The following is a 21,230-nucleotide window of genomic DNA, read 5'->3' as shown; positions in this document are numbered from 1 at the left end:
TCATGACCGACCAGATTTCTGATTTATTTTCAATTTTGAAAAAGCAACTGAAAGCCCAGGGACTTACTTACAAAACGCTGGCTCAGAAATTATCCCTGTCTGAGGCCAGTATTAAACGCCTGTTCAGTCAGCAGGATGCCAATTTAAGCCGCCTGCAATCGATTTGCGCCTGCCTGAATTTGTCCTTATCGGAAGTGTTTGAACTGCTTCAGAAAGATAAAAAATTAATTGTGCATTTGACTGAAAATCAGGAAAAGGAACTGGTCAGTGAGTTAAGGTTACTGCTGGTGGCTATTTGTGTGCTTAATCATTGGACGTTTGAGGATATTCTCCGCTTTTATACCATTTCCGAGCATGAGTTAATCCGTTATGCGGCGAAACTTGATAAAATGAAAATCATTGAATTGCAGCCGGGGAATCGCTTCAAGCGCCTGATTGCACCTGATTTTCACTGGATTGCGGACGGGCCTATCCAGCGGTTTTTTCAGCAGACCATCCAGGATGATTTTTTTGACTGTCAATTTGAAAAGCCAACGGAACTTTTTCTGGTACGCAGCGGCATGCTGAGCGAGCAGGACAACCGGATTTTCCAGCAAACCCTGCATAACACCGCCAATGAATTCGTTAAGCGCTGCCGCGATACAGTGGATGTGCCTATCGATAAACGCCATGGCACGGCCTTAATTATTGCCATGAGACCCTGGGTCCCACGTATTTTCGACAACTTGAAACGACAAATCCCCGAAGAGTAATTGAGGGGCCGCGGCAGGTCCCTCAGGTGGCACGCTGCGCCTGCAGCCACTGTTTGGCGGTCACATAATCCCGTTTGCCATTACCCAGTTTGGGCAATTCCGCCATTTGCCGGATGAATCCCGGCAGCATGATTTTGGGCAAGTCGGTCGCAAGCAGATGCTGTCTCAATTCATTTTCAGAGAGAGGGGCGCAATAAAGCAGAGCCAGTTCTTCCCCTTTTTTATCATCGGGTAAGGCGAGGGCCATCAATTCGACTTCGTTGCCGTCGAGTGCTTGCTGCCAGGCCTGTTCGACCTGACTTAAGCTCATCATTTCACCGCCAATTTTGGCAAATCGGGAGTAACGGTCGACAATGGTGAGAAACCCATCCTGGTCTAAATGCCCTTTATCGCCGGTTTTATACCAGGTGTAATTGTCCTCGTGAATCAGAACCGCTTCCGTTTTTTCAGGCTGGTTTAAATAACTGTCCATCACCTGAGTGCCGCCAATCAACACCAGACCGTCTTCACCCAGAGGTAAATCCTTGAATGTCACGGGATCCACGACGCGAAACGCACAGCCTGGCAGCGGAAGGCCCACAGTACCTGGCTTGTGAGCCTGATGAATGTGCCAATCCTGGGTTGAAATCACGTCAGGTAAATTGCAGCTCGCCACCGGCGCCACTTCCGTTGCGCCATATCCTTCATAAATTTCAAGATTGAATTTTTCTTTAAAGGCGTTGCAAACCCCAGGCGACAATTTTTCAGCCCCGGCAACCACCATGCGTACTGAGCGCAGCATCTGCGGATGCACGGAAGCATTGCGTGCATAGAGGCCGAGTAAACTGGAGGTTGAGCAGAAGAGGGTGACGCGGTATTTGCAGATTAATTTGGCAATGACTAAGGATTTGGTAGGATCCGGGTAACACACCATGGGGATGCCTTTCAGCAAGGGCATGAGTGTGGTTACCGTTAAACCAAAGGCATGGAAAAGAGGCAGCGCATTAATCAGGACATCGTCTTCCTGCAGGCTCAATACGGTGGCCACCTGATTAATATTGCTTAACAGATTAGCCTGGGTCAGCTTAACCCCTTTCGGTTCACCTTCACTGCCACTGCTAAACAGAATTGCCGCGATGCTTTGGCTGGCTGTCGCCCGAATGAAAAAGAATTTAACGAGAGCTGCCGGTAATGCCTTCGCCAGCAGAATATACCCCGGCAGGACTGCGCGGCGATTTGAAAGGAGATCTTCGAGATAGATGAGTTCACAGGGGGCCAGTGCTTTTTCCAGGGCAAGGCCCCGGTCGCTCAGTTTCCTTAAAAACAGCCTGGATGTGAGGATTGTCGTCAGCGAGGCCTGACGAATGGCAGACTCAAGTGCGGGTTCACCGGTTGTAAAGTTAAGATTAACCAGAACCTTACCCAGTGTCAGCAGACTTAAATTTGCGACCACTCCGGCAGTACTGGTGGGTAGAAGAATACCCACATGGTGCTGGTGCATCAGTCTCTTTTTCAGTTGTCGATTAACCCACAATACCGTTCCAAGCAGTTGGTGTGTGGATATTTCCCGGCCATTTTCTTCGATAATGGCGGTTTGAGAAGGATTTTTTTTAACCTGATAAAGCCATTCGTCCTGCAGGCAGCCGATGGCTTCAATGTGGTATTTCCAGGCTTTGATGGATAATTCAGTCACTTTCTGCTTCACTGCTTTGGCGTTGCTGGAAATCGGCAGGGCCTTCCCGTAAACGAGAGTAATGCGGCGATGATGACCACTTTTGATTTTTTTACTGTAGCGATGACCATAGGACACTTTTGAACCCCACAGGCCATGGAGATAAAAGGGAATAATCACGGCATTGGCATTCATCGCACTGCGCTCAAAGCCGCTGCGAAAAAGACCCATCTGCCCGTTTTTAGTCAGCCGTCCTTCAGGAAAAAGAGCGACCACCTCTCCGGCATTCAAAGCCTGATTGATTTCTACCAGAGCGTCCTGGCTTGCACCCCGGGCGATGGGAATCACGTTGAATTGTTTAAGAATCCAGTTCAGATACCAGGTTTCGTAGATGGAGCGCTCCATGACAAAACGAATAGGGCGCGGGCAGGCAATCTGTAAAATGGCCCAGTCGATGAAACTGACATGATTACCCAGCAGCAACACGCCGCCGGAAGAAGGTAAATTATCGAGCTCGTAGACACTTAGACGGTAAAACTGGGAGGTAATGAAGTAAAGCACGTAACGCACCAGCGATTGTGGCATCGTCACTAAGGTGTAGAGGGCGCCTGCGGAGGCGATGATAAACAGCGAATAGAGTAAAACCCGGCTGTCGATTCCAGCGAGGCCCGCACCAACGGTTAAGCCTAAAAAAGACAACATGAATGCATTTTGTAAAAAGTTGTTGGCCGACAACACCTTGCCGTTTTCCTGACGCGGCGCATTAAACTGAATTAACGCATTCAGGGGGACAATTAACATGCCCCCAAAAAAACCATAGCCGAGAAAGAGTAGAACAATACCCCATTGGCTGGTGAGGTGAGGCAGAATAAAAAGGCCAACAGCAATGCCTAAGGTGGCAACCGGGATTAATCCGGTTTCTACAAACCCCTTCGATACTTTTCCCGCGTATAAAGCGCCCAACAGGATACCAATACCGCCCAAGGCCAGGGATCCCTGGGCAAACATCACGCTGACATTGCCGATGTGTTCTTTCAAAAAAGCCCCGTAACTGGCCAACAGCACCTGATTGACCGCCCAGAATACGGACAGGCCGATGATGCAGGTCAAAATAACCGGTGGATGCAGGGTTTTGTTTAAGTAGGATTTAAGATAGTGGCCGGTAAAATAATTGGCGGGATGGTATGTCGATTGCGGGTCAACGGCGTCTTTCCTGATTAGGCGAAAGCTCATCAGGGTTTCAAAAATTGAAAATAAGACAATCAAAAAGCCGGCTGGGGCAAAGGCCTTAAGCAGCAGGCTTTTGTCGTTGCTGTGTTGCAAACCGGCGGCATTGACGTAATAACTGAAAATGGAAGTAAACGCAAAGGTTGCCCCCAGAATGGCAATGATTGTCAATGTCTGGACAATGGCATTAGCCTGCGAGAGCTGTTCCTTACCAAACACCTCTTTGATATAGCCGTATTTGGCCGGAGAATTCAAGGCGCTTTGGACTGCGAGCAGTAAGGTCAGAGCAAATGCCCCCCAGAAAAAGCCGGTAAAATAACACCAGGTGGCTAACACGGTGAGGGGGATGGCGGCTGCCGCGGTGACCTGCAATACCCGCGCCTTGGAGTATTTGTCAGCAATAAATCCTGACGGTGTAAACAGCATCAGATAGGGCAGCAGGATCAACGCGTTGATGATGGCGGAAAGGACCGTGTAGGCGGAACCGTCCGCAGTTTGGTAAAGCGTGTCCTGCAATAGAATTTTGTGACCTAAATCAATGAAGGTATTAAAAAACACCAGAAAGAGGTAGGGGTAAAATCCTTTGATTTGGCTTAACTTCATTATTGTCTCCAGAAAGGGATAACAAAATTATATCTTATACGTTGATTAATACTATTCATACCGATAAGGTATTAATTAATGCGCCTTTTGGTGTCTGCCTGTACCACTTGCAGGTGTCCTCTCCTGTGCAGATAGGCGATTACCGAATCCACGCTGACAATGGAATAGCGATGCGTCCGGTTTTCAATGTCAGGGTGATCATTAAACCGGATAGCGGCATTGGTTAGCGAAACGCCGAGTCTGGCCGTCGCAGTGATGGTAACCATTGACGGTTGATAACCTGTCCTTTGCAGAAAATCCTGAGCCGATTGCCTTGTGTGGCGAGCGTTGGGATTATCGGTATCTGCTACCATTTCCAGAACCCATTGGTTGGAGTTTTGATACCGGCTTGAATAAGGGTAGGCAATCATGCTGTATTGGTTGCTATGCAGGCGCTCAATAAGCGTAGGTTTAAGGGCTTCATACAGTCGAGCCTGCAGGCGTTGATCGGGAATGGTGATTTGATACTCCTGACTGTATAGATTATCCATGAAGAAGTTCATCAATCCCTGAGCATACAGCGAGGAGGTGGGTCTGTTGCATTCATTTAACAAATGAATCACCGTCCATTTGCCCGGTTGACCGGGATAATTTTTTACCACAAAGGCCACATGACTGTAACGGAGCCCGTAGCGGCTCAAATCTGACCCCACCCGGGCCAACAAGGCGACTTTCGCCCCGCTGTGATCCAGTGTTTTTGAAACGGCGAGCGATGTGCGGCTGGCATTGTAAAAATCATCCACCGTGGCGTTGTCATTTTTACAGACAGTTCCAGCGAGGGTGCTGGTTGTGCTGCCGAAAAACATCAACCAGGCTGTTAATTGGGCTAATTTAGTCATCGGTTAAGCCTTAAATTTGACTGCTGAAAAGGAACGATTTCCCGAGTTCATTGGGAACATAGGCAATCAAACGTCCAGCAGAGGTTAAGATAATGCCGGTGCCGGTGGTGACTACTCTGACCCATTGACCGGCTGCGAGCAGACTGTGTCCTGCGACATGGCTTGAGACCTGAATGGTTGTCACGGCGGATTGGCCGGCCGCCTTCAGGCTGATGTAAGTGACATCGCCGACAGTTTTTACCGCAACAATCACCAATTGACTGGCTGCAGCAAACAGGTTGGCGCTGCCATCAACGACCTGACTTATACCCTGCGCGGATAAATCAGTGCTGGCCGCCGAGGCCTCGCTACCGCCGCTGGCAAAGGCGGTTGTGGTTAAAAGAATCAGCGGGAGGGCTTTTTTAATCATCATTGTCTCCAAGTTGTTTTCTGGATACAAGGTAGGGTGAATTAATAAAAAATTCTACTTTATTGCTTTTGTTTCATATTATTAATACCAATAGTATCTATTTTTAATACTTTATTGGCCAGATTCCATCAAAACCAGGGTTTCCCGCCTTACAGGAAAGACAGGCTTTAAGTGTTCCCGTGTCATTTGTTGCTCCTCCGTTATCTCCCGCACAGACGGAGAGCCATTTCCACTCAATGGGTTTTAATAAAGCGTTTATGCTACAGTGAAAGGAGGATGATTAATTCCTAACGGAAGAAAGAATATGGAACACTCTGAACTGTACAATGGACTGGCAGGGGAAATTATTCGAAAGTACCTGAGCGGATCGACTTTTTTGAGCGCCCTGCCAATCATTCTTGTCTGGTCTGTACTGGCATTGGTTATCTATCTTCTACACAATCAAATCGATAAACGTTACCTGGACGTGATGCAATGGCTTGTGACGGTGCTTATCTCGCTATGGATGACAGGGCGATTTGCCTTAGCCGCCAGTCGAGGCGATATTCATGCCGGTTTTTTCAGTGAGGCTTACTCCGCTGCTGAACTGCTTTCCTACACGGGTCGTGCTCTCTTATATAACCTTTGCTGGTTTTTACCGGCTCTTGCCCTGGGTCTTTACTTAACGCATTCGGATAATGCCTTGCGATTGTTTTTCTTCCTGAAATTAGGCATTGGTTTTGGCTGGGTGGGTATCGGCTACGCCTTGCTGGTGATGTTGAGTTTTTTTGGTCCTTTGCTGGCCGCAGCCCTTGCAGTTTATACTGAATCTCTGCGTGAAGTGTTCAGCAGGGAGCCCTGGCAGTGGCTATTTCATGAGCGTCGTGCCGATCTCGCCTGTTACTGCTCGCAGACGATTGGGGGCATTGTGCTGTTTCTGCTGACCTTTTTTGTCGTCATCGTGGCTTTGCAAATTCTGGTTTCTTCCGTTTCCATTCGCGCGGGATTTTATTTCAACGCGGCGCTTTCCTATCTACCGTTCATACTGGGGCCTATTCTTGTTGGAAGGCTCAGCGGGGCTTTGGTAGCAAAAGACGAAATAGCCTGGGTAGAAGCCTCTTCCCCTTCAAAGGGACCTCACAAATCAGAAAAGCCTGTCAACGCGCGTTCTGTTTATGAAGACTTAATCAGGACAATCCCTCAGATGACCAAGGAGGAAGCTGAGGCGCACATTCGACAGATTAAAAGCGAAGAGGCGACAACGGATCAAGGGCTGGCATTAAGCTACCTGTATTCTCAGGCAGGTTATCCTGAGGAAGCCATTCAACAGGCCAAACTCGCTTTGCAACAGTGCCTGGCCGAGGATCGGGGAACAGAGGCAGTCAAACTGTTCCGTTTCTTTAGCAAAGATAAGAGTAAACTCGGCTTGAACGATCATGATTTGGATAAACTGGGCGCTCAGTTGAGCCTGCAAAATCATTATCAGGACGCAGCCTGGTGTTATTTCAGTGCGGCAAAGCAACGGCAGGGGGAGGCTCAGCTGCTGATGCAGAAAAATTACTTGCGAATGTGTGATCTTATTCGCCAATCCGGGGGGGCGGAGGCCGCAAAAGGATTGTACATCCTGTTTTGCAGGCATTTTCCCGAAAGCAGCTTGTTTGAGTTTGCTCAAAGTCAGATCGAGTCTTAGAACGGCTTAGGCTCCGGTTAGCGATCAGCGCCTCGCTTTGTGCTTTTGCAGCAACCAGTAGGGATTAAGCCAGGATGGAAAGAAGAACGGTGTATTTTTCTGGTAATCCAGATAAGCCTGTCCCCGTGCCTGGCGTGAGCCTTCCTCGGTCATGGGGCCGGTAATGCGGGTCATGAGCACATACAGGGTTAAGGGTGAAATGAGACCCAGCCAGCCGAAAGCATGAGAGAAGGAAAACAGCGAAAAAGAAAGCCAGATAAGCCATTCGAAAAAATAATTAGGGTGCCTTGAATAAGACCATAAGCCCTGATTGCACACTTTTCCGGGGTGGTTTTTTTTAAAAACCTGCAGTTGATAATCAGCCAGGGTTTCAGCGCCCAAACTCACAACGGCGAGTAATGCCGCCGCATAATCCAGCCAACCTGGCTTCGTTTGCGGCGAAAGGGCTACGAAAAGCCAGGGTAATGACAGCAGCAGAATAAAGAATCCCTGAAGTTGAAAATTCAGAAAAAACCCCAGCGGTTTGGCAATTTTCCAATCCTGACTGAGTGTCAGGTAGCGTTTATCGACGATGCCTTTGCGGATGCGGGTCAGCCAGAGGAAAAGACCCAACCGTAAACCCCAGAGGCAAAGCAGCACGCTTAAGAACAGGGTTCGCGGCGACAGCGGAGTGGCATTTAAAAAGACAAGTCCGCTGATGGTCAGTCCTAAAGCCCAGCCTACATCAACAACCGAGGGATTATTGGTAGCGCGGTACCACAACCAGACTAAAGTCATGTGCAGAAAAACAATGAAAGTCACCAGTCCGAACAACATGATTGCACCGGTCATTTCGCATGGACAAACACAGTAACCAGTCCGCTGGCTGTGCACAAAACGATGCCCCATAGCCAGTCAATCAGCGACATCCCTACCGGCCAGTCTTTAAGAATGGCAATGCAGGTCAGATCATAAACGCCATAGGTTATTAAGCCCAGCAAGGCCCCAAAACCCGCGGCATGAAGGAGTTGATTAGCGGACAGAGGCACGACAAAAAACACCACACCGGCAGCTAAGAGCAGGTAGACAATAAGGGCTGCCCACCAAACGGGTTGCAATTGCCCATCGGTCAGGCGCAGCCATTCGCGGTAATGGTGGAAATACAGTGGTTTAGCGATAAAACCAAGCCAGACCATGTCCAGAAGAATAAAGGTAATGAGGGCGGTAAAAAACAATTTAAGCTGGGGCATCTGCACGTCCTTGGCAAGACAGGTGTTGTTATTATTCAAATTTAAATGCTGAGCGTCAATGTATTGGTCAAAAAAAACAAGTGTAAAGAGAGTTTAAAGTTCGCGCGTGACAGAAACAATAAAATCCAAATTGTTTTAAAATATAACAAAGGACAGCACCGCGAGGTCATCATGGTCAGGAAAGCACTCATCAAGGCGATTCAAACCCCCGATTCCGCATTACTCAATCAATTGGCCAATGCACAAACCATCACTATTCAGGGTAAGCCCATCAAGGCGGTTCCCTTAATGGAAGACGGCGGCAAAAAACAGGGCGGGGGGTTTGCCGAAGCAGTGTACCTCTATCAGAACGATCAAGGGGAATACCGGGTGCTTAAAAAAGTACACCCTGAGCAGTCCAATGCTTACGGGGGTGTTGCACGTAAAATAGACACGTTCAACGGCATGTACAACAGCATTTATGACGGCGGATTTTCCGATCTGGCAACGGCCAGGCCTTTTGAGAATTCAAAAGACATTATGGACATGCCTTACATAGGGGGTAGCCCTGTGTCATTTGATGAAGGCTATAATCTCATTGACGAGGGGCCACAAAAGAAATTATTTGAACAGTTTGAACAGAGCGGCTATTTCATTACCGACTATCGGGTGCCGGGGAATGTCGTTGAGGTGACTGACTCCCTAGAGGGGCGAAGTTACCTTCTGGTTCGTGATGTGGACCTTCTGGGGCGAAGAAACAGCCTGAACGTCACGCCCCAATTGCTTCAGGATGAATTTCCTGAAAATCAACGCAAAATCCACTATGAAAAACAGGAAGAATATCAAAAATTCAGGCACATCCATGCCGATCAATCCACGAAGTCTTTACCGAAAAAAACAGGCCTTGAACACGATTTTGAACAGTTGCAGCAGGATCTTCTGGCCAAAATGACGGCTAAGAAAATAAGCGGTCCTGTGCGGGAAGGGGTTGAACAGGCAACCCATTTTGTGGCGCTATGCAATGCCGCCTGCCAGCACCATACCCCCCTTAAGTTTTATAACAGCGATGAAACGCAAACCATGGGATTATTGCGTGATTTATTGAAAAAAGGTCACTATCCCGATCTTAAAAAGACGTATCAGTTCGATACAGAAAAACTGCTCAATGTCCAGCTTCGATCCATTGGCGCGACACGAAAAAACATCATGGAGAATACTCTGGCGAAGCAAGGGGATAACCTTAAAAAAGCCAGGGATTTTTTCAGGGAATTGTATCATGTTGATTTTAATGGCGAGTACGGCAATAAAGTGAAGGAATCCCTGGCTACCCATGCGATTTTTCATGATAAAAACTACTTAAACGAGCTTAAATCGAAGTTAAAAGGATTGAAAGAAGCCGATCAGAAGGAATCGACCTCACAAATCAAACCCTTTAAATAACGAGGTAATAAAAGGCCGAAAGAAACAAATTTAAAAAATATACACTATAGTTAATAGTATTGCGGTTTGGGTAAGTTTATTTCAATATGATAAAGACCAAAATTATCACAACGGATAATTTACTTGAATTATTTCAGAAAAATTACGTGGACCTGGCAAAAAATCAGGTTGGTTTGGATTATTTTAAACAGGCCAAAGTTCGTATTTTCTATCGAGAATCTGAAGAAAAAATGCTGGCTGGTTTTTGCATTAACTCTCGAGCCATTTACCGAACCTTTCTCCCTTTAAATGCTGAGCAGTTGCAAACGCTCTGCCAAACCCATCATTTTGACAAAACACCTCCCCATGAAATCAGCTGCCTGTGGATAGAACCGGCTTCACGCCATTCCAGTTGGGTCATTTATTTCTTTTTAAGAATGATGATTGACATGCTCAAGCTTCGATCGGCGCCGTTGATTTTCGGTACCCATGGGAAAAACGTCAATAATTACTTCGCCTACCCGCTTCCTGAGGTTATTTTTTATGACCAGTTATTCGTGGCGACTAAAGGGGGCGTGTGCGATTTCTGGATTCGGAAAGGATCCAGAATGCAGATTCTCAAAGGGTTTGTTGTGTTAGTCGTCGTCCGCCTGCTGGGCGGTTACCGGGGATTGGCAAAATTTCGGTTACGGCAAGAGAAAGACAAGTCAAATTCCTAGCACTCAGGAGTTTTTTATGCAAAGCAATGCGATTGAGATGGATCAATTGGCTATGGATGGCGGTGAACCTGTCCGGCGAAAACCGTGGCCTACCTACGACAAGGGGCACGTTGTTCTCGATGAGGAGGATGCCCAATCCTTAATCGACGTGATGCAGAGCAAACGCTTGTTCCGATATGACAATCGCTGCCTTAATGACACAAAAGTCGGGCAGTTTGAAAGCGAGTTAAAGCAGTATTTCAATACGGACTATGCGCTGGCCGTGAGTTCAGGAACAGCCGCCTTGTCGCTGCCTTTGATGGCACTTCAATTACCTGACAATGCCCTTGTGGGTTGCCCGGCTTATTCCTTTACCGCAACGCCCAGCGCCATCATTCAGGCCAAATTAAAACCCCTGTTAATCGAAGTCGATGCCAATCTGCACATGGATTTGGCGGATCTTGAGAAAAAACTGCCGCAATTAAAAGCCTTGATTGTCGTGCACATGCGGGGATTTCCAGCCCCTTTGCCTGCCATTAAGGCCATGGCCGATCGCTACGGGGTACCGATCATTGAGGACGCGGTGCCCAGTCTCGGATGTAAATTGCGCGATAAATTTTTAGGCACATACGGTTTGGCCGGCGCGTTCAGTACGCAATCGGACAAATCACTCAACACCGGGGAAGGCGGGTTTATCTTAACCAATGATAAAGCCCTTTATTTAAACTGTGTCATTATGTCCGGGGCTTATGAATGCCTGTATGAAAAACACTGTGCCAATGAGGCGGCCATTGATTTTACGCGATTGCCCGTCTTTAATTTTCGACTTGATGAGTTGCGCGGCGCATTAGGGCTTAGCCAGTTAAAAAAATTAACCGCCCGGCTTGACCGGTTATCGAAAAATTATTGCCATATTCTTGAACGCATTCAGGATTTGGCCTACGTTAAGCCGCGGGCCGGATGGGATGAGACGGTCATGCCCATTGGTGATAATCTGCTGCTTAAAATGAAGGGCACAATTGATGATTGCTGCTGGTTTGCCGAGGCGCTTTGCGCGGAAGGAATTGATGCCAAAGCCCTGGGTGATTGTAGAAAAGTCAATGTCAGGCGGTTTTGGGATTGGGCTTATCTGTTTGACACGTCCTGCCGCGAAACCATTAAAAGCCGGCATGCGGCCAGCGCTGAGCACATCAGTTCCTACATTGATATCGCCCTGTCGCCCACCTTAATTGACGAAGACATTGACGATTTCTGCACGGCTCTAAGGAAGGTTCACCATCATTATGAACAACGAAAAGCAGTTACAGCATAAATTGGCCTTAATCACCGGCGGCAATGGCGGTTTGGGATTGGGCATGGCGCGCGCGTTGAAAGAGACGGGGGCCAATGTGGTGATCTGGGGACGGGATGAGGCCAAGCTTGAGAAGGCGCATCAGGAAGGGTTCATGTCTGCCAAAGTGGATCTGAATTCCGAACAGGCCATTCGTGAAGGGTTTAAACAACTGGTCGATGAATTTTCAGGCCTCGATATCCTGATTAATAATGCAGGCATCTACGAGGATCAGCAGATCACGGCATTGTCGCGTGAGGCCTGGGACCGTTTCCTAAGCAATAATTTAACCTCGGTGTTTTTGTGTTCGCAACAGGCGGCACGTCTAATGAAGCTGAAAAGGCGAGGAAAAATCATCAATCTAGGCTCCATGTATTCTCTGTTCGGGCATCCTCATTCCATCGGGTACACGACCACCAAAACAGCCATCCTTGGCTTAACCAGGGCTTTGGCGGCGGAATTGGGACCCTGGAATATCCAGGTCAATGCCATTTTACCCGGCTGGTTTGAAACGGCAATTAATGGCTCTTTACCCCAATCTGAACGCGGGGAAGAAATTAAGAAACGCACGCCTCTGGGGCGTTGGGGACAGATTCCGGACATTGGACCGTTGGCGGTGTTTTTATCCTCGAGCGGATCGGATTTTATAACAGGCACAGCCATACCCATCGACGGGGGATACAGCATCTCCGATCGCGACATGGGGATTCAGGGATAAGGGGATTATTTAATCGGTTTGATTTTGGTTGGCTCATTCTGCGCGAATAATTGTATTGTTGGTTTTTTTCTTTTAAAGTGTGGACCTGGTTGAAGGTAAATCATTACCGATCGGGATTCAGGATCAGTTCCAGGTTGACATAGGAATGCCCCATGACGCTTTATGAGATTCGGCAGATAGTCCATCACTACGATAAAAAAATTCACTTGCGCAGATACCGCCGTATGGAGCAGCTGCGGAACTATCTGACACAGTTCGCCGATTATGACGACGAGTACCAATTAACGGCGAAGGATGTTTTGGATTTGTTAAAAGCCATCCCCAAACTCACTGGCGACAACCGCGATTTGCAACCCATGGAGCAACTCAAGGCTGGACTGGATAATCATTTTCTGTTTTGGATTTATAGCGTACTCCATGACGCAGACGTGATGACCGAAGCTCATTTTACCGAGATTTACCATCTTTCCCCTACAGGCAGGCAGCACCTGGTGGATTTTCTGTGCGAGGTTTCACCTGACAAGGACACCTTGCCCATCATTCTGACCATGGCCGCCAGGCAATCCCCGTTTGTCAAGAAGATGGGGCAATGCTTGAGGTTTTTTAAGGAGAGGGATGGATTGACTCCAGCGGCCCTGCTTTTGCTCGAGAGCAAGGGGCATGAGGCGCATTGCCTTATCAGGACATTAAACGCCTTAGACCGGATGGATGGTTTGAATGAAGCCGCTTATGCGTCGTTAACCGCCTGTGAATCGCTGTATCAGGTGGATGAGTTGCTTGACTTATTGCCTCGTTTCAACCTGACGATGACTCAGGAATTACTTGATGCCATCGCCTCAAGCGCGTCGCTAAAATACCTGGTAGAGATTCTTCCGGTGATTAACCCAGCAAAAGTGAATTTAACGAAAGACATACTCATCCACCTTCTAGGCAAGGATTTCAAATTCTTTTTTGTAAGAAAATCAGTGCTGAAGCGGCTTGGCGAAGACGGTTTGCTCACCACGCCGATCTGGCATTACGTGTTGAAAAATGACGTTTTTTCATTGAAGCAAATCCTTGATATTCTGGCTGCGGCCTCCCTGTTGAAAGACAATGGCGCAGTGTTGAACCGGATTGTGAGTAATACCATCGATTGCTATGATCTGGGTGGAAGCATTGGTTATTTGCAAAGGGCTGGGCTATTAACTCAACAATCGCTTGAGTCCTGCCTGCAATTGCTGCCTAAAGGTCCGGCGCCGGGTCCTAAACGCGCGTTGCTTGATTTATTCAGGCAATTGGATGAAGTGGCCTTTAGCATTAACGCATCGCAACTGACGACCCTTTTTGCCCTGTCCCCGGCAAATACCCTGCGACTTCGCCATCAAGTCCTCCGTCTTGTCGATTATAAACTCCTCAATGAGTCCTCTTTCACAGAAGCCCTGCAACGGGTAAGTCAAAAATTACCGCCTGTCAACGACGCAGTGGCTGATAAAAAAAGCCGTAAAGCATCGGGTGCTGCCCGGTCGCAAATCACTGTGACTGACGGCCCTTTGTTTTTCACCGGGCACGATAAACACTGTGAAAGCGGGGGGTTTGGGAAAGTCAAAAAAGGGTATCCGTCACTGCATGCGCCAGAACCGGTTTACAGCATTAAAAAATTATACGAAAAAGACGAGCAGAGTGCGCAAAAGGAAGCCGTTCGCGAAATTAAGCACCATCGTTTGCTGGGCAGGCAGGCTTTTTATTATACCCGCCAGGGCAGTACCTTTATTGTGGCTGATTGGCAACAAGGTAAAGCCTTGCATCGTTACAGCGCGGATGAACTTAAGAAAGCGCCCATGCAAAAACGCCTGGCCTGCCTTCGCGACGCCTTGTCGCAACTCAATACGCTGCATGCCCATGCGCGGGTGCATGGCGACATCAAGGATCAGAATGTGATCCTTGACTTCCATGCCTTGTCGATGAAATTGATTGATTTCGGAGGCTCCCACCGCCAGGCCTCCAGAAAATCCTTTGCATTTACCCCGGCTTATGCTGATCCGCGATTCAAAGGGGACCATTATTGCAGGGACATGTATGCGATGGGTCTTGTCGCCATGCAGCTATTCCCCGAGTTGTTTACTGTCCATGTCGATGCATTGACCGTGCGTGTTAAGACCCATAAAGTCAGGCCCACCCTGATTGAACAGGCGGTATTAGACCTGATTGCCGCCATGATGTGCGATAATGTGGATACACGTTGTACCAGCGAGGCGGCCTTCCAGTATTGTGACAGCCTTCTGACGCAGGACACCCTTGACAGGAAGGGGTTAGAGACCATTAAAAACACAACCATTGCGCGCTGTCATAAAACCGTGGAAGACGTGCTTCGGATGTAAGTTAATCAGACCCGGCCAGGGACTGTCTCTTCTGAGTCAGGGATTGTTTCATTCTCCCTGTCCGCTAAGGCTGTGATGGTGGCTTCATTAAAGCCAAACAGAGCACACAGGGATTGCATGAGTGTTTTTGGAGCAAAAAAACTGAAGAAACCCTGTTGTGGGCTACGAAGACTTCCGGCATGAGCCTGGTACCAGTCCTTAAACTGAACTTCGGTAAGCTGATTAGTGCACAGAACCAGTTGTTTCAGGGCAACCAGGGCATCGATTTCAGCTGCAATGGCCAGGGCCCGGTTTTGATGCGAAGGTTGCTGCAACTGGTGCCTTAAGGTGATGAGTTGTTTCTCAATCATCCAGGCCGCCGTGAGCCGGTGGGGTTTGCTGCCATTATGAATTTTATCAAACAGGCGTGCCGTCAGGCGAGGGGATATGCGTTGAGTCACGCCCGTGATGGAGCCGCTGAACAGGCGGAAAAGGATGTCCTTGGGTAAACGGCTTATGGCATGATCTTTGGCATGGCAGAAGAGGGTGTAGGTCTTTAGAACGTTCTTGATTTGTTTATTCTCCGCCAACCGGTTCTGTAAGGTCTGAGTCAGCGTTATTCCCGGAGGAAGGCGAAGTTCGGTGAGGGTATGGTTGGTTTGAAGCGCTGCATCAATCATCGCATAAAACCGGTGGCTTTTCAGTTGGGTTGCACTAAACGCCGTTAAATTGAGCGGTGACGCGTTTCCCATAAGCGACAGAGCCAGATTGAATTGTTGAGCCTCGCCCGACAAGGCGGCAAAATGGACAATGCTTTGGCCCTTGTGATTCAGAGCACGGATTAATTCAGGGCAATTTTGTTTTACCCACACCAGGGCGGCCGGGTTAGCCGAGGCGGCGGCCCAATGGGCCAGCGTATCGCCCTGATGATTCCTTTCTTTTAGACGCTGCGGTGCGTTGCGCTTAATCCATTCCAGGGTAGGCACATCCCCAGACAGGGCCGCGCAATGCGCGAAGGTGCTGCCGGTATTGCTTTTAAGGGTCAAAAGCCCAGGGTAATGGGTTTTAATCCATTGCAAAACAGGGATCTGGCCAGCTTTGGCTGCAAAATGAGCCAGGGTGAAGCCCTCATGGCTGAGTTGGGTCAGCAGGGAGGGGCACTGGTTTTTTACCCACTCAAGTACCTCAATATGACCGGCCATGGCCGCGTAATGCGCCAGGGTGTTACCGGCCTGGTTCGTTTGCCTGAGCATCATGGGGGAGGCGGCTTTGATTAATTCAAGGGCGCCTTTGTTACCGGCTAAAGCGGCATAATGCCCAAGGTGATTGCCAAATTGATCAAGGCGATCGAATCGGGGATGAAAAAATCGATCCCAGAGCAGTGCCCCTAACTGCCAACGTTCTTTAATGAAGCCGGGATTGAATCGTTTAAGTATTCGGTACAGGGATTGGCATTGGCCCTCGGAGAGGTATTTGGGAATGAGGTATTCGTCAATCTCTAAGGAAACGAGCAATTGCCGGTAGCGCGCTTCAGTCATGCTCAGCCAATCGCATCAGTAATTCTGCCACCAGTTCGTCTGTGCTTCGCCCATGGCAATCCGCCGTGTAATCGGGGTTGATTGGCGGTTCATAGGGACTTTGCACGCCTGTCATGTTGGGTAATTTCCCTTGCCTTGCCTGGTGATAAAGACCTTTGGGATCCCGCTGTTCGCACACAGCGAGGGGAGTATTGACATGGATCTCAAAAAAGCGCGCTTTGCCAATCAAATCGCGGACCATTTGTCGTTCATGCCGGAAAGGCGAAACGAACGCGGCAATCACAATCAATCCGGCATCCATCATCAAGCGGGCGACCTCCGCGACACGGCGGATGTTTTCTACCCGGCAGGCTTTGCTAAACCCCAGATCCCTGTTTAACCCATGACGTACATTATCGCCATCGAGGAGGTAAGTGCGTTTCCCCTGTTGATAAAGCGCGATTTCCAACGCATTGGCTAAGGTGGATTTTCCTGCACCAGAAAGCCCGGTCAACCAGATGACTTTCGCCTCATGCCCATTTAAGCGTTCCCTGTGCGCCCTGCTGATGGTCAATGCCTGCCGGTGAATGGTTTTATCGCGGTACAGGCTGTAGGCTATCATGCCGGCGGCTACCGTCGCATGCGAAAAACGATCGACTAAAATAAAACTGCCTAGGGTTTTGCATTGGTCATAGGTGTTAAACACCAATGGCTTGCTGACAGCGAGATGGCAGAAGGCCATGTCATTCATTTGAAGCGATTTGCCCGGTGTCTGAGTCAGGGTGTTGATGTCAATGACCTGTTTAATGGCGGTTATCGATGCTCCCGTCCATTGCGTGGCGAGTTTCAAATCATAGCTTCGGCCAATCAAGCCTTCCTCTTGGTGCAGCCAGACGATGGTTGCAGCGAATTGTTCGGTGGTCTCAAGTGGCGCGTGGCTTAAAGTCAACACATCGCCGCGGGAAATATCCAGGTCTTTATCGAGGACTAAGGTGACGGCTTCGCCGGCTTTGGCACGACATGGGCGGGCGTTCATGCGAAGGATGTCAGCGACGCGGGCCAGTTGACCGGATTTGGTCACCCTGATTTCATCCCCCACTGCCAGGGACCCACGGGTGATCGTGCCGCTGTATCCCCTGAAACCGGCATGGGGATGAGTAACGAGCTGCACCGGAAAGACAAAGTCCGCGTCATTGTCTGTTTTTAACGGCAGGCGTTCAAGGCAGCTCAGGAGTGGTGGCCCGCTATACCAGGGTGTATGGGGCGATAGCTGGGTGATATTGTCTCCCTTTAACGCCGACAGTGGGATGGCGGCCACCGAACTGAAACGCAGGGAGGCGGCAAATTGACGAAATTCCTGCTGAATCGGGTGATACCTGTCGGCGCTGAAATCCACCAGGTCCATTTTATTAATGGCGAGAATGAGATGACGTATGCCTAGCAAATGGGCTAAATAGGCATGGCGGCGTGTCTGGGGGAGAAGGCCCTGGCGGACATCAATTAGCAAAATGGCGGCATCAGCCGTGGAGGCGCCGGTGATCATGTTACGGGTATACTGTTCATGCCCGGGCGTGTCAGCAAGGATAACCTTGCGTTTCCCAATGGAAAAATAACGGTAGGCGACATCAATGGTGATGCCTTGTTCGCGTTCAGCCATCAAACCGTCGACCAACAGGGCGAAGTCGAGGTTTTCACCCTGGGTACCGTACCTTTTGGATTCGAAAGCCAATGCCTGACGCTGATCGTCTGCCAGTTGTGACGATTCCCAGAGCAGGCGGCCAATGAGGGTGCTTTTGCCGTCATCGACGCTGCCGCAGGTAATAAGGCGCAGGAGCCCGTCGGCCTGTTCCGTGGTTGTTGACGCTGGGCGCTCAATGGCCGCCGTGAGTTCGCAGTCCATCAAAAGTACCCGTCCTGTTTTTTAAGTTCCATGCTGCCCGGGGCATCCTTGTCAATGAGCCGGTTCTGCCGTTCGGAGTAACGGCTTTGGGCTAATTCGGCAAGTATTTCCGGCACGGTCGTAGCAGCGGACTCAATGGCGCCGGTTAAAGGGTAACAGCCCAGGGTTCGAAAGCGTATTTTTTTTACCCTGACGGTTTCGTCCGGGCGCTGGCGAAAGCGTTCATCGTCCACCATGATAAGCTGGCCATCGCGCAGAACCACGGGCCGATCGCTTGCGAAATACAAGGGTACAACCGCAATGTTCTCGTGATGGATATAATGCCAGATATCCAGCTCAGTCCAGTTCGACAACAGAAAGACACGAAACGTTTCACCTTTGTTTTTTCTGGTATTGTACAGATTCCAGAGCTCAGGGCGCTGATTTTTCGGATCCCAATGATGGGTTTTACTGCGAAAAGAGAAAACACGTTCCTTGGCCCGGGACTTTTCTTCATCGCGCCGTGCGCCGCACAAAATCATATCAAACTGATAATGATCCAGGGCCTGCTTAAGTCCGTCGGTTTTGGTGATTTGGGTGTGCAGGGCGGAGCCATGATCAAACGGATTAATGTTTCTGGCAATGGCTAAAGGATTGGTGTAAACCCGTAAATCGATTTGATTGTCCCGAGCCACGCTGTCCCGGAAAGCATACATGGCGCTGAATTTCCAGCGTGTATCAATGTGCAGCAGAGGGAAAGGAAGAGGGCCCGGGTAGAAGGCTTTGCGAGCCAGATGCAGCATGACCGAGCTGTCTTTGCCAATGGAATAAAGCATGACCGGATTGTCTGATTCGGCCATGGCTTCGCGAATGATGTAAATGCTTTCGGCTTCCAGACGTTCAAGATGGGCAGGCAAAAGGGCGCTTGGCGATGCGGGTGCTGAAATCATGGTGACTACTAATCCCTGTACTGTCGTTTTCGAAAGCCTTGAATCTGACTTTGGCTATCCTGTTGTCTTGAAGCGAAAGTCAGGGGAATCATCATAGCAGATGGCCTGTAAATTGAAAGCAGGGTATTGAAAATCATGAAGAAAGCCTGGGCGGAACCTCAGGATTAATGGATAAACCGGCTGTTAAATCCGCTATTTTGGTTGGCGGCAACATGAAGTAACATAAAGAATCCATTATTATTCTGGCTTATCATGGCAACGACCAAGGGACGTATCGCTGCAGGAAAAACCGTTCAGCCGCCGATCCAATGGCTGTTACTGGTGTTAGGGGTAGGTGTGCTTTCCGGTGTGGCGGGCTTGTTTTCAGCGCTTTTGCTCAAATCAGCGCAGCACCTGGCTTACGGTTATAGCCCGCTGCAACTGGTGAGCAATGAAACGTTCCTGCAGGGGGTCAGCGCCTCGTCCCCGCTGCGGCGTGTGATGATTCTTTGCCTTTGCGGATTAATTGCCGGTTTCGGGTGGTGGGCTTTGTCCGCTTATGGGCAGCGGTTGGTCAGTATCGCTGAGGCTTTGAAAAGTAAAAAGCCCATGCCGGTTTTCTCAACCCTTGTTCACGCCATTTTGCAACTGGTCACTATTGGTTTGGGCTCACCGCTGGGCCGTGAAACGGCGCCGCGCGAGATAAGCGCCGTATTTGCAGAACAGGTGTCGATCAAGGCGGGATTAAAGGCTGAGGAGTTACGTATTCTGGTGGCCTGCGGTGCAGGCGCTGGTTTTGCCGCGGTGTATAATGTGCCTTTAAGCGGCGCCTTGTTTACGCTTGAGGTTTTGCTGTGCACCTGGAACTGGTCTGTTTTATTGCCGGCGCTGACAACCTCGGTCATTGCCACCGCGGTGTCCTGGATAGGACTTGGCAACGAACCCCAATACCAAATCGCCGCTTACACGTTCCACCCTCATCTCATTCTCTGGGCACTGCTGGCCGGGCCCCTGTTTGGTTTGGCCGCTCATGGGTTTATTCGCCTGACCGCGATAGCCAGGAAACAGGCCCCTGAAGACCGATCGCTATGGGTCACCTGTTTTATTAATTTTCTGCTGATTGGATTATTGGCTATTTATTTTCCGGCTTTGCTGGGGAATGGCAAAAGCCCCGCACGGCTTGAGTTTAGTAATGAAATCGGCATGGGTTTAAGCCTGTTGTTGCTTGGTTTACGTGTGGTTATTGTCGCTTCGTCCCTGCGTGCAGGGGCAAAGGGCGGTTTGTTAACGCCCTGCCTGGCCAATGGTGCTTTATTGGGCGTGGTCTTCGGCGGGGCATTTAATTTAATGGGGCTGGAAAACAGCTTCAATGCTTATGCCATTGTCGGAGCGGCTGCTTTTTTGGCGGCGGGTCAGAACATGCCGATCACTGCCATTGTCCTGCTGTTTGAATTGACCCAGGCCCGGTTTGATCTTTTAATGCCGATGTTGACTGCGGTAGCTGGCGCTGTGGCCATGGTGCAATTGATTGCCCCGCGAAGTGAAAAATAACCGGAAGCGGCACGTTGATCCGGTCAGGAGGGTTTGTAAGGCTGTTTGACTTCGTCCCCGTCCGCATTTTTCACATCATTAAGCCGGGCTTTAAAGTCTGTGCTTAAGATAGGCGTTGAATCGTTCGCCGGAGCGGTTCGCTTTTGCTGTTCTGCCGTGAGTCCCGTTAAGGTTTGTACTGGTCTGGCATGGAAAAAATGGCTGCCGTTTTCCGTTTGGTAATGCCCGACCCATTGCATTTGCGTTGGGGGAACCAGGTATTCAAACTCGTCGGGTTTGGAGGCAATCCCAGCAATGTATTTACCGCGCAAATCAGACAGGACAATACCGGTTCCGCCGCCTGCATTAAACAGCTCCGTGTTCATCGCATTAAACATCTCGTCATCCGAGGGGGCGAAGGCGGTACTGAAAAAACCCATTTCCACCGTGACATCCCCGCCGCGTTCAACTGATGTG

17 protein-coding genes are annotated in these 21,230 nt (G+C 49.4%); 8 read left to right on the top strand and 9 right to left on the bottom strand.

The genetic code is table 11. The features are described from left to right. Positions 1-2: 2 nt before the first annotated feature. Positions 3-752, top strand: a complete 750-nt coding sequence (locus DYE45_RS08670) for a helix-turn-helix domain-containing protein (protein WP_115300770.1) — start codon at positions 3-5, stop codon at positions 750-752. A 22-nt stretch (positions 753-774) separates the two neighbouring features. Here DYE45_RS08670 and DYE45_RS08665 read toward each other — a convergent pair whose 3' ends face one another. The 3 genes from DYE45_RS08665 to DYE45_RS08655 form a co-directional block, all read right to left on the bottom strand. Further along, on the bottom strand, positions 775-4,233 hold the full coding sequence (locus DYE45_RS08665) for an acyl-[ACP]--phospholipid O-acyltransferase (RefSeq protein WP_115300769.1): 3,459 nt from the start codon (positions 4,231-4,233) through the stop codon (positions 775-777). 71 nt (positions 4,234-4,304) lie between these two features. Continuing rightward, a complete protein-coding gene (locus tag DYE45_RS08660; protein WP_115300768.1) occupies positions 4,305-5,111 on the bottom strand; it encodes a DUF2145 domain-containing protein in 807 nt (268 codons plus the stop codon). Positions 5,112-5,121: 10 nt separating this feature from the next. Continuing rightward, entirely contained in the window at positions 5,122-5,523 is a 402-nt protein-coding gene (locus DYE45_RS08655; protein WP_133138219.1) for a hypothetical protein, read from the bottom strand. A gap of 301 nt (positions 5,524-5,824) precedes the next feature. Between DYE45_RS08655 and DYE45_RS08650 the strand changes: the two genes are divergently transcribed. Next, a complete protein-coding gene (locus DYE45_RS08650) occupies positions 5,825-7,189 on the top strand; it encodes a hypothetical protein (protein WP_108292583.1) in 1,365 nt (454 codons plus the stop codon). A gap of 24 nt (positions 7,190-7,213) precedes the next feature. On the opposite strand, the gene DYE45_RS08645 is transcribed toward DYE45_RS08650, so the two are convergent. Together DYE45_RS08645 and DYE45_RS08640 are read right to left on the bottom strand one after the other, a co-directional pair. Continuing rightward, complete coding sequence (locus DYE45_RS08645) at positions 7,214-8,005, bottom strand: DUF1295 domain-containing protein (protein ID WP_242602731.1); 792 nt, start codon at positions 8,003-8,005, stop codon at positions 7,214-7,216. A gap of 11 nt (positions 8,006-8,016) precedes the next feature. After that, on the bottom strand, positions 8,017-8,418 hold the full coding sequence (locus DYE45_RS08640; RefSeq protein ID WP_108292579.1) for a DUF2177 family protein: 402 nt from the start codon (positions 8,416-8,418) through the stop codon (positions 8,017-8,019). A 171-nt stretch (positions 8,419-8,589) separates the two neighbouring features. Here DYE45_RS08640 and DYE45_RS08635 point away from each other — a divergent pair, with 171 nt between their 5' ends. The 5 genes from DYE45_RS08635 (at position 8,590) to DYE45_RS08615 (ending at position 14,919) form a co-directional block, all read left to right on the top strand. Continuing rightward, positions 8,590-9,837 carry a hypothetical protein gene (locus DYE45_RS08635; protein ID WP_133138218.1) on the top strand — a complete coding sequence of 416 codons (1,248 nt, stop codon included), beginning with the start codon at positions 8,590-8,592 and terminating at the stop codon, positions 9,835-9,837. 86 nt (positions 9,838-9,923) lie between these two features. After that, positions 9,924-10,535 (top strand): hypothetical protein, encoded by a 612-nt coding sequence (locus DYE45_RS08630; RefSeq protein WP_108292575.1) that lies wholly within the window; start codon positions 9,924-9,926, stop codon positions 10,533-10,535. A gap of 16 nt (positions 10,536-10,551) precedes the next feature. Next, entirely contained in the window at positions 10,552-11,826 is a 1,275-nt protein-coding gene (locus tag DYE45_RS08625) for a DegT/DnrJ/EryC1/StrS family aminotransferase (RefSeq protein WP_108292573.1), read from the top strand. After that, positions 11,798-12,562 (top strand): SDR family NAD(P)-dependent oxidoreductase, encoded by a 765-nt coding sequence (locus tag DYE45_RS08620; RefSeq protein WP_115300767.1) that lies wholly within the window; start codon positions 11,798-11,800, stop codon positions 12,560-12,562. The genes DYE45_RS08625 and DYE45_RS08620 overlap by 29 nt, the downstream gene beginning before the upstream one ends. A 152-nt stretch (positions 12,563-12,714) precedes the next feature. Next, on the top strand, positions 12,715-14,919 hold the full coding sequence (locus DYE45_RS08615) for a protein kinase domain-containing protein (RefSeq protein WP_115300766.1): 2,205 nt from the start codon (positions 12,715-12,717) through the stop codon (positions 14,917-14,919). A gap of 5 nt (positions 14,920-14,924) precedes the next feature. Here the strand turns inward: DYE45_RS08615 and DYE45_RS08610 are convergent, their stop codons facing one another. From DYE45_RS08610 to cysD, 3 genes are read right to left on the bottom strand one after another with little or no spacing between them, the layout of a single operon-like run. Continuing rightward, positions 14,925-16,436: an ankyrin repeat domain-containing protein gene (locus DYE45_RS08610; protein ID WP_108292567.1), complete on the bottom strand. Its 1,512-nt coding sequence runs from the start codon at positions 16,434-16,436 to the stop codon at positions 14,925-14,927. Then, on the bottom strand, positions 16,429-18,315 hold the full coding sequence (gene cysC / locus DYE45_RS08605) for an adenylyl-sulfate kinase (RefSeq protein WP_115300765.1): 1,887 nt from the start codon (positions 18,313-18,315) through the stop codon (positions 16,429-16,431). The genes DYE45_RS08610 and cysC overlap by 8 nt, the downstream gene beginning before the upstream one ends. Next, entirely contained in the window at positions 18,315-19,244 is a 930-nt protein-coding gene (cysD, locus tag DYE45_RS08600; protein WP_115300764.1) for a sulfate adenylyltransferase subunit CysD, read from the bottom strand. Before cysD ends, cysC begins: the two co-directional genes overlap by 1 nt. Positions 19,245-19,496: 252 nt before the next feature. On the opposite strand from cysD, the gene DYE45_RS08595 reads away from it, so the two are divergent. Then, on the top strand, positions 19,497-20,774 hold the full coding sequence (locus tag DYE45_RS08595) for a chloride channel protein (protein WP_115300763.1): 1,278 nt from the start codon (positions 19,497-19,499) through the stop codon (positions 20,772-20,774). 23 nt (positions 20,775-20,797) lie between these two features. Here DYE45_RS08595 and DYE45_RS08590 read toward each other — a convergent pair whose 3' ends face one another. Next, positions 20,798-21,199, bottom strand: coding sequence for a hypothetical protein (locus DYE45_RS08590; protein ID WP_133138217.1), 402 nt, complete (start codon positions 21,197-21,199; stop codon positions 20,798-20,800). Between the last annotated feature and the right edge of the window lie 31 nt (positions 21,200-21,230).

It is taken from the genome of Legionella taurinensis, from assembly GCF_900452865.1.
Classification (GTDB): domain Bacteria; phylum Pseudomonadota; class Gammaproteobacteria; order Legionellales; family Legionellaceae; genus Legionella_C; species Legionella_C taurinensis.
Note: the sequence above shows the minus strand (reverse complement) of the source record. Positions and strands in the feature narration are given on the sequence as shown.

Bases quoted from the DNA above. Each gene is read 5' to 3' on its own strand.
- DYE45_RS08670 (WP_115300770.1), top strand. From the start codon at position 3: ATGACCGACCAGATTTCTGATTTATTTTCAATTTTGAAAAAGCAACTG.
- DYE45_RS08665 (WP_115300769.1), bottom strand. From the start codon at position 4,233: ATGAAGTTAAGCCAAATCAAAGGATTTTACCCCTACCTCTTTCTGGTG.
- DYE45_RS08660 (WP_115300768.1), bottom strand. From the start codon at position 5,111: ATGACTAAATTAGCCCAATTAACAGCCTGGTTGATGTTTTTCGGCAGC.
- DYE45_RS08655 (WP_133138219.1), bottom strand. From the start codon at position 5,523: ATGATGATTAAAAAAGCCCTCCCGCTGATTCTTTTAACCACAACCGCC.
- DYE45_RS08650 (WP_108292583.1), top strand. From the start codon at position 5,825: ATGGAACACTCTGAACTGTACAATGGACTGGCAGGGGAAATTATTCGA.
- DYE45_RS08645 (WP_242602731.1), bottom strand. From the start codon at position 8,005: ATGTTGTTCGGACTGGTGACTTTCATTGTTTTTCTGCACATGACTTTA.
- DYE45_RS08640 (WP_108292579.1), bottom strand. From the start codon at position 8,418: ATGCCCCAGCTTAAATTGTTTTTTACCGCCCTCATTACCTTTATTCTT.
- DYE45_RS08635 (WP_133138218.1), top strand. From the start codon at position 8,590: ATGGTCAGGAAAGCACTCATCAAGGCGATTCAAACCCCCGATTCCGCA.
- DYE45_RS08630 (WP_108292575.1), top strand. From the start codon at position 9,924: ATGATAAAGACCAAAATTATCACAACGGATAATTTACTTGAATTATTT.
- DYE45_RS08625 (WP_108292573.1), top strand. From the start codon at position 10,552: ATGCAAAGCAATGCGATTGAGATGGATCAATTGGCTATGGATGGCGGT.
- DYE45_RS08620 (WP_115300767.1), top strand. From the start codon at position 11,798: ATGAACAACGAAAAGCAGTTACAGCATAAATTGGCCTTAATCACCGGC.
- DYE45_RS08615 (WP_115300766.1), top strand. From the start codon at position 12,715: ATGACGCTTTATGAGATTCGGCAGATAGTCCATCACTACGATAAAAAA.
- DYE45_RS08610 (WP_108292567.1), bottom strand. From the start codon at position 16,436: ATGACTGAAGCGCGCTACCGGCAATTGCTCGTTTCCTTAGAGATTGAC.
- cysC (WP_115300765.1), bottom strand. From the start codon at position 18,315: ATGGACTGCGAACTCACGGCGGCCATTGAGCGCCCAGCGTCAACAACC.
- cysD (WP_115300764.1), bottom strand. From the start codon at position 19,244: ATGATTTCAGCACCCGCATCGCCAAGCGCCCTTTTGCCTGCCCATCTT.
- DYE45_RS08595 (WP_115300763.1), top strand. From the start codon at position 19,497: ATGGCAACGACCAAGGGACGTATCGCTGCAGGAAAAACCGTTCAGCCG.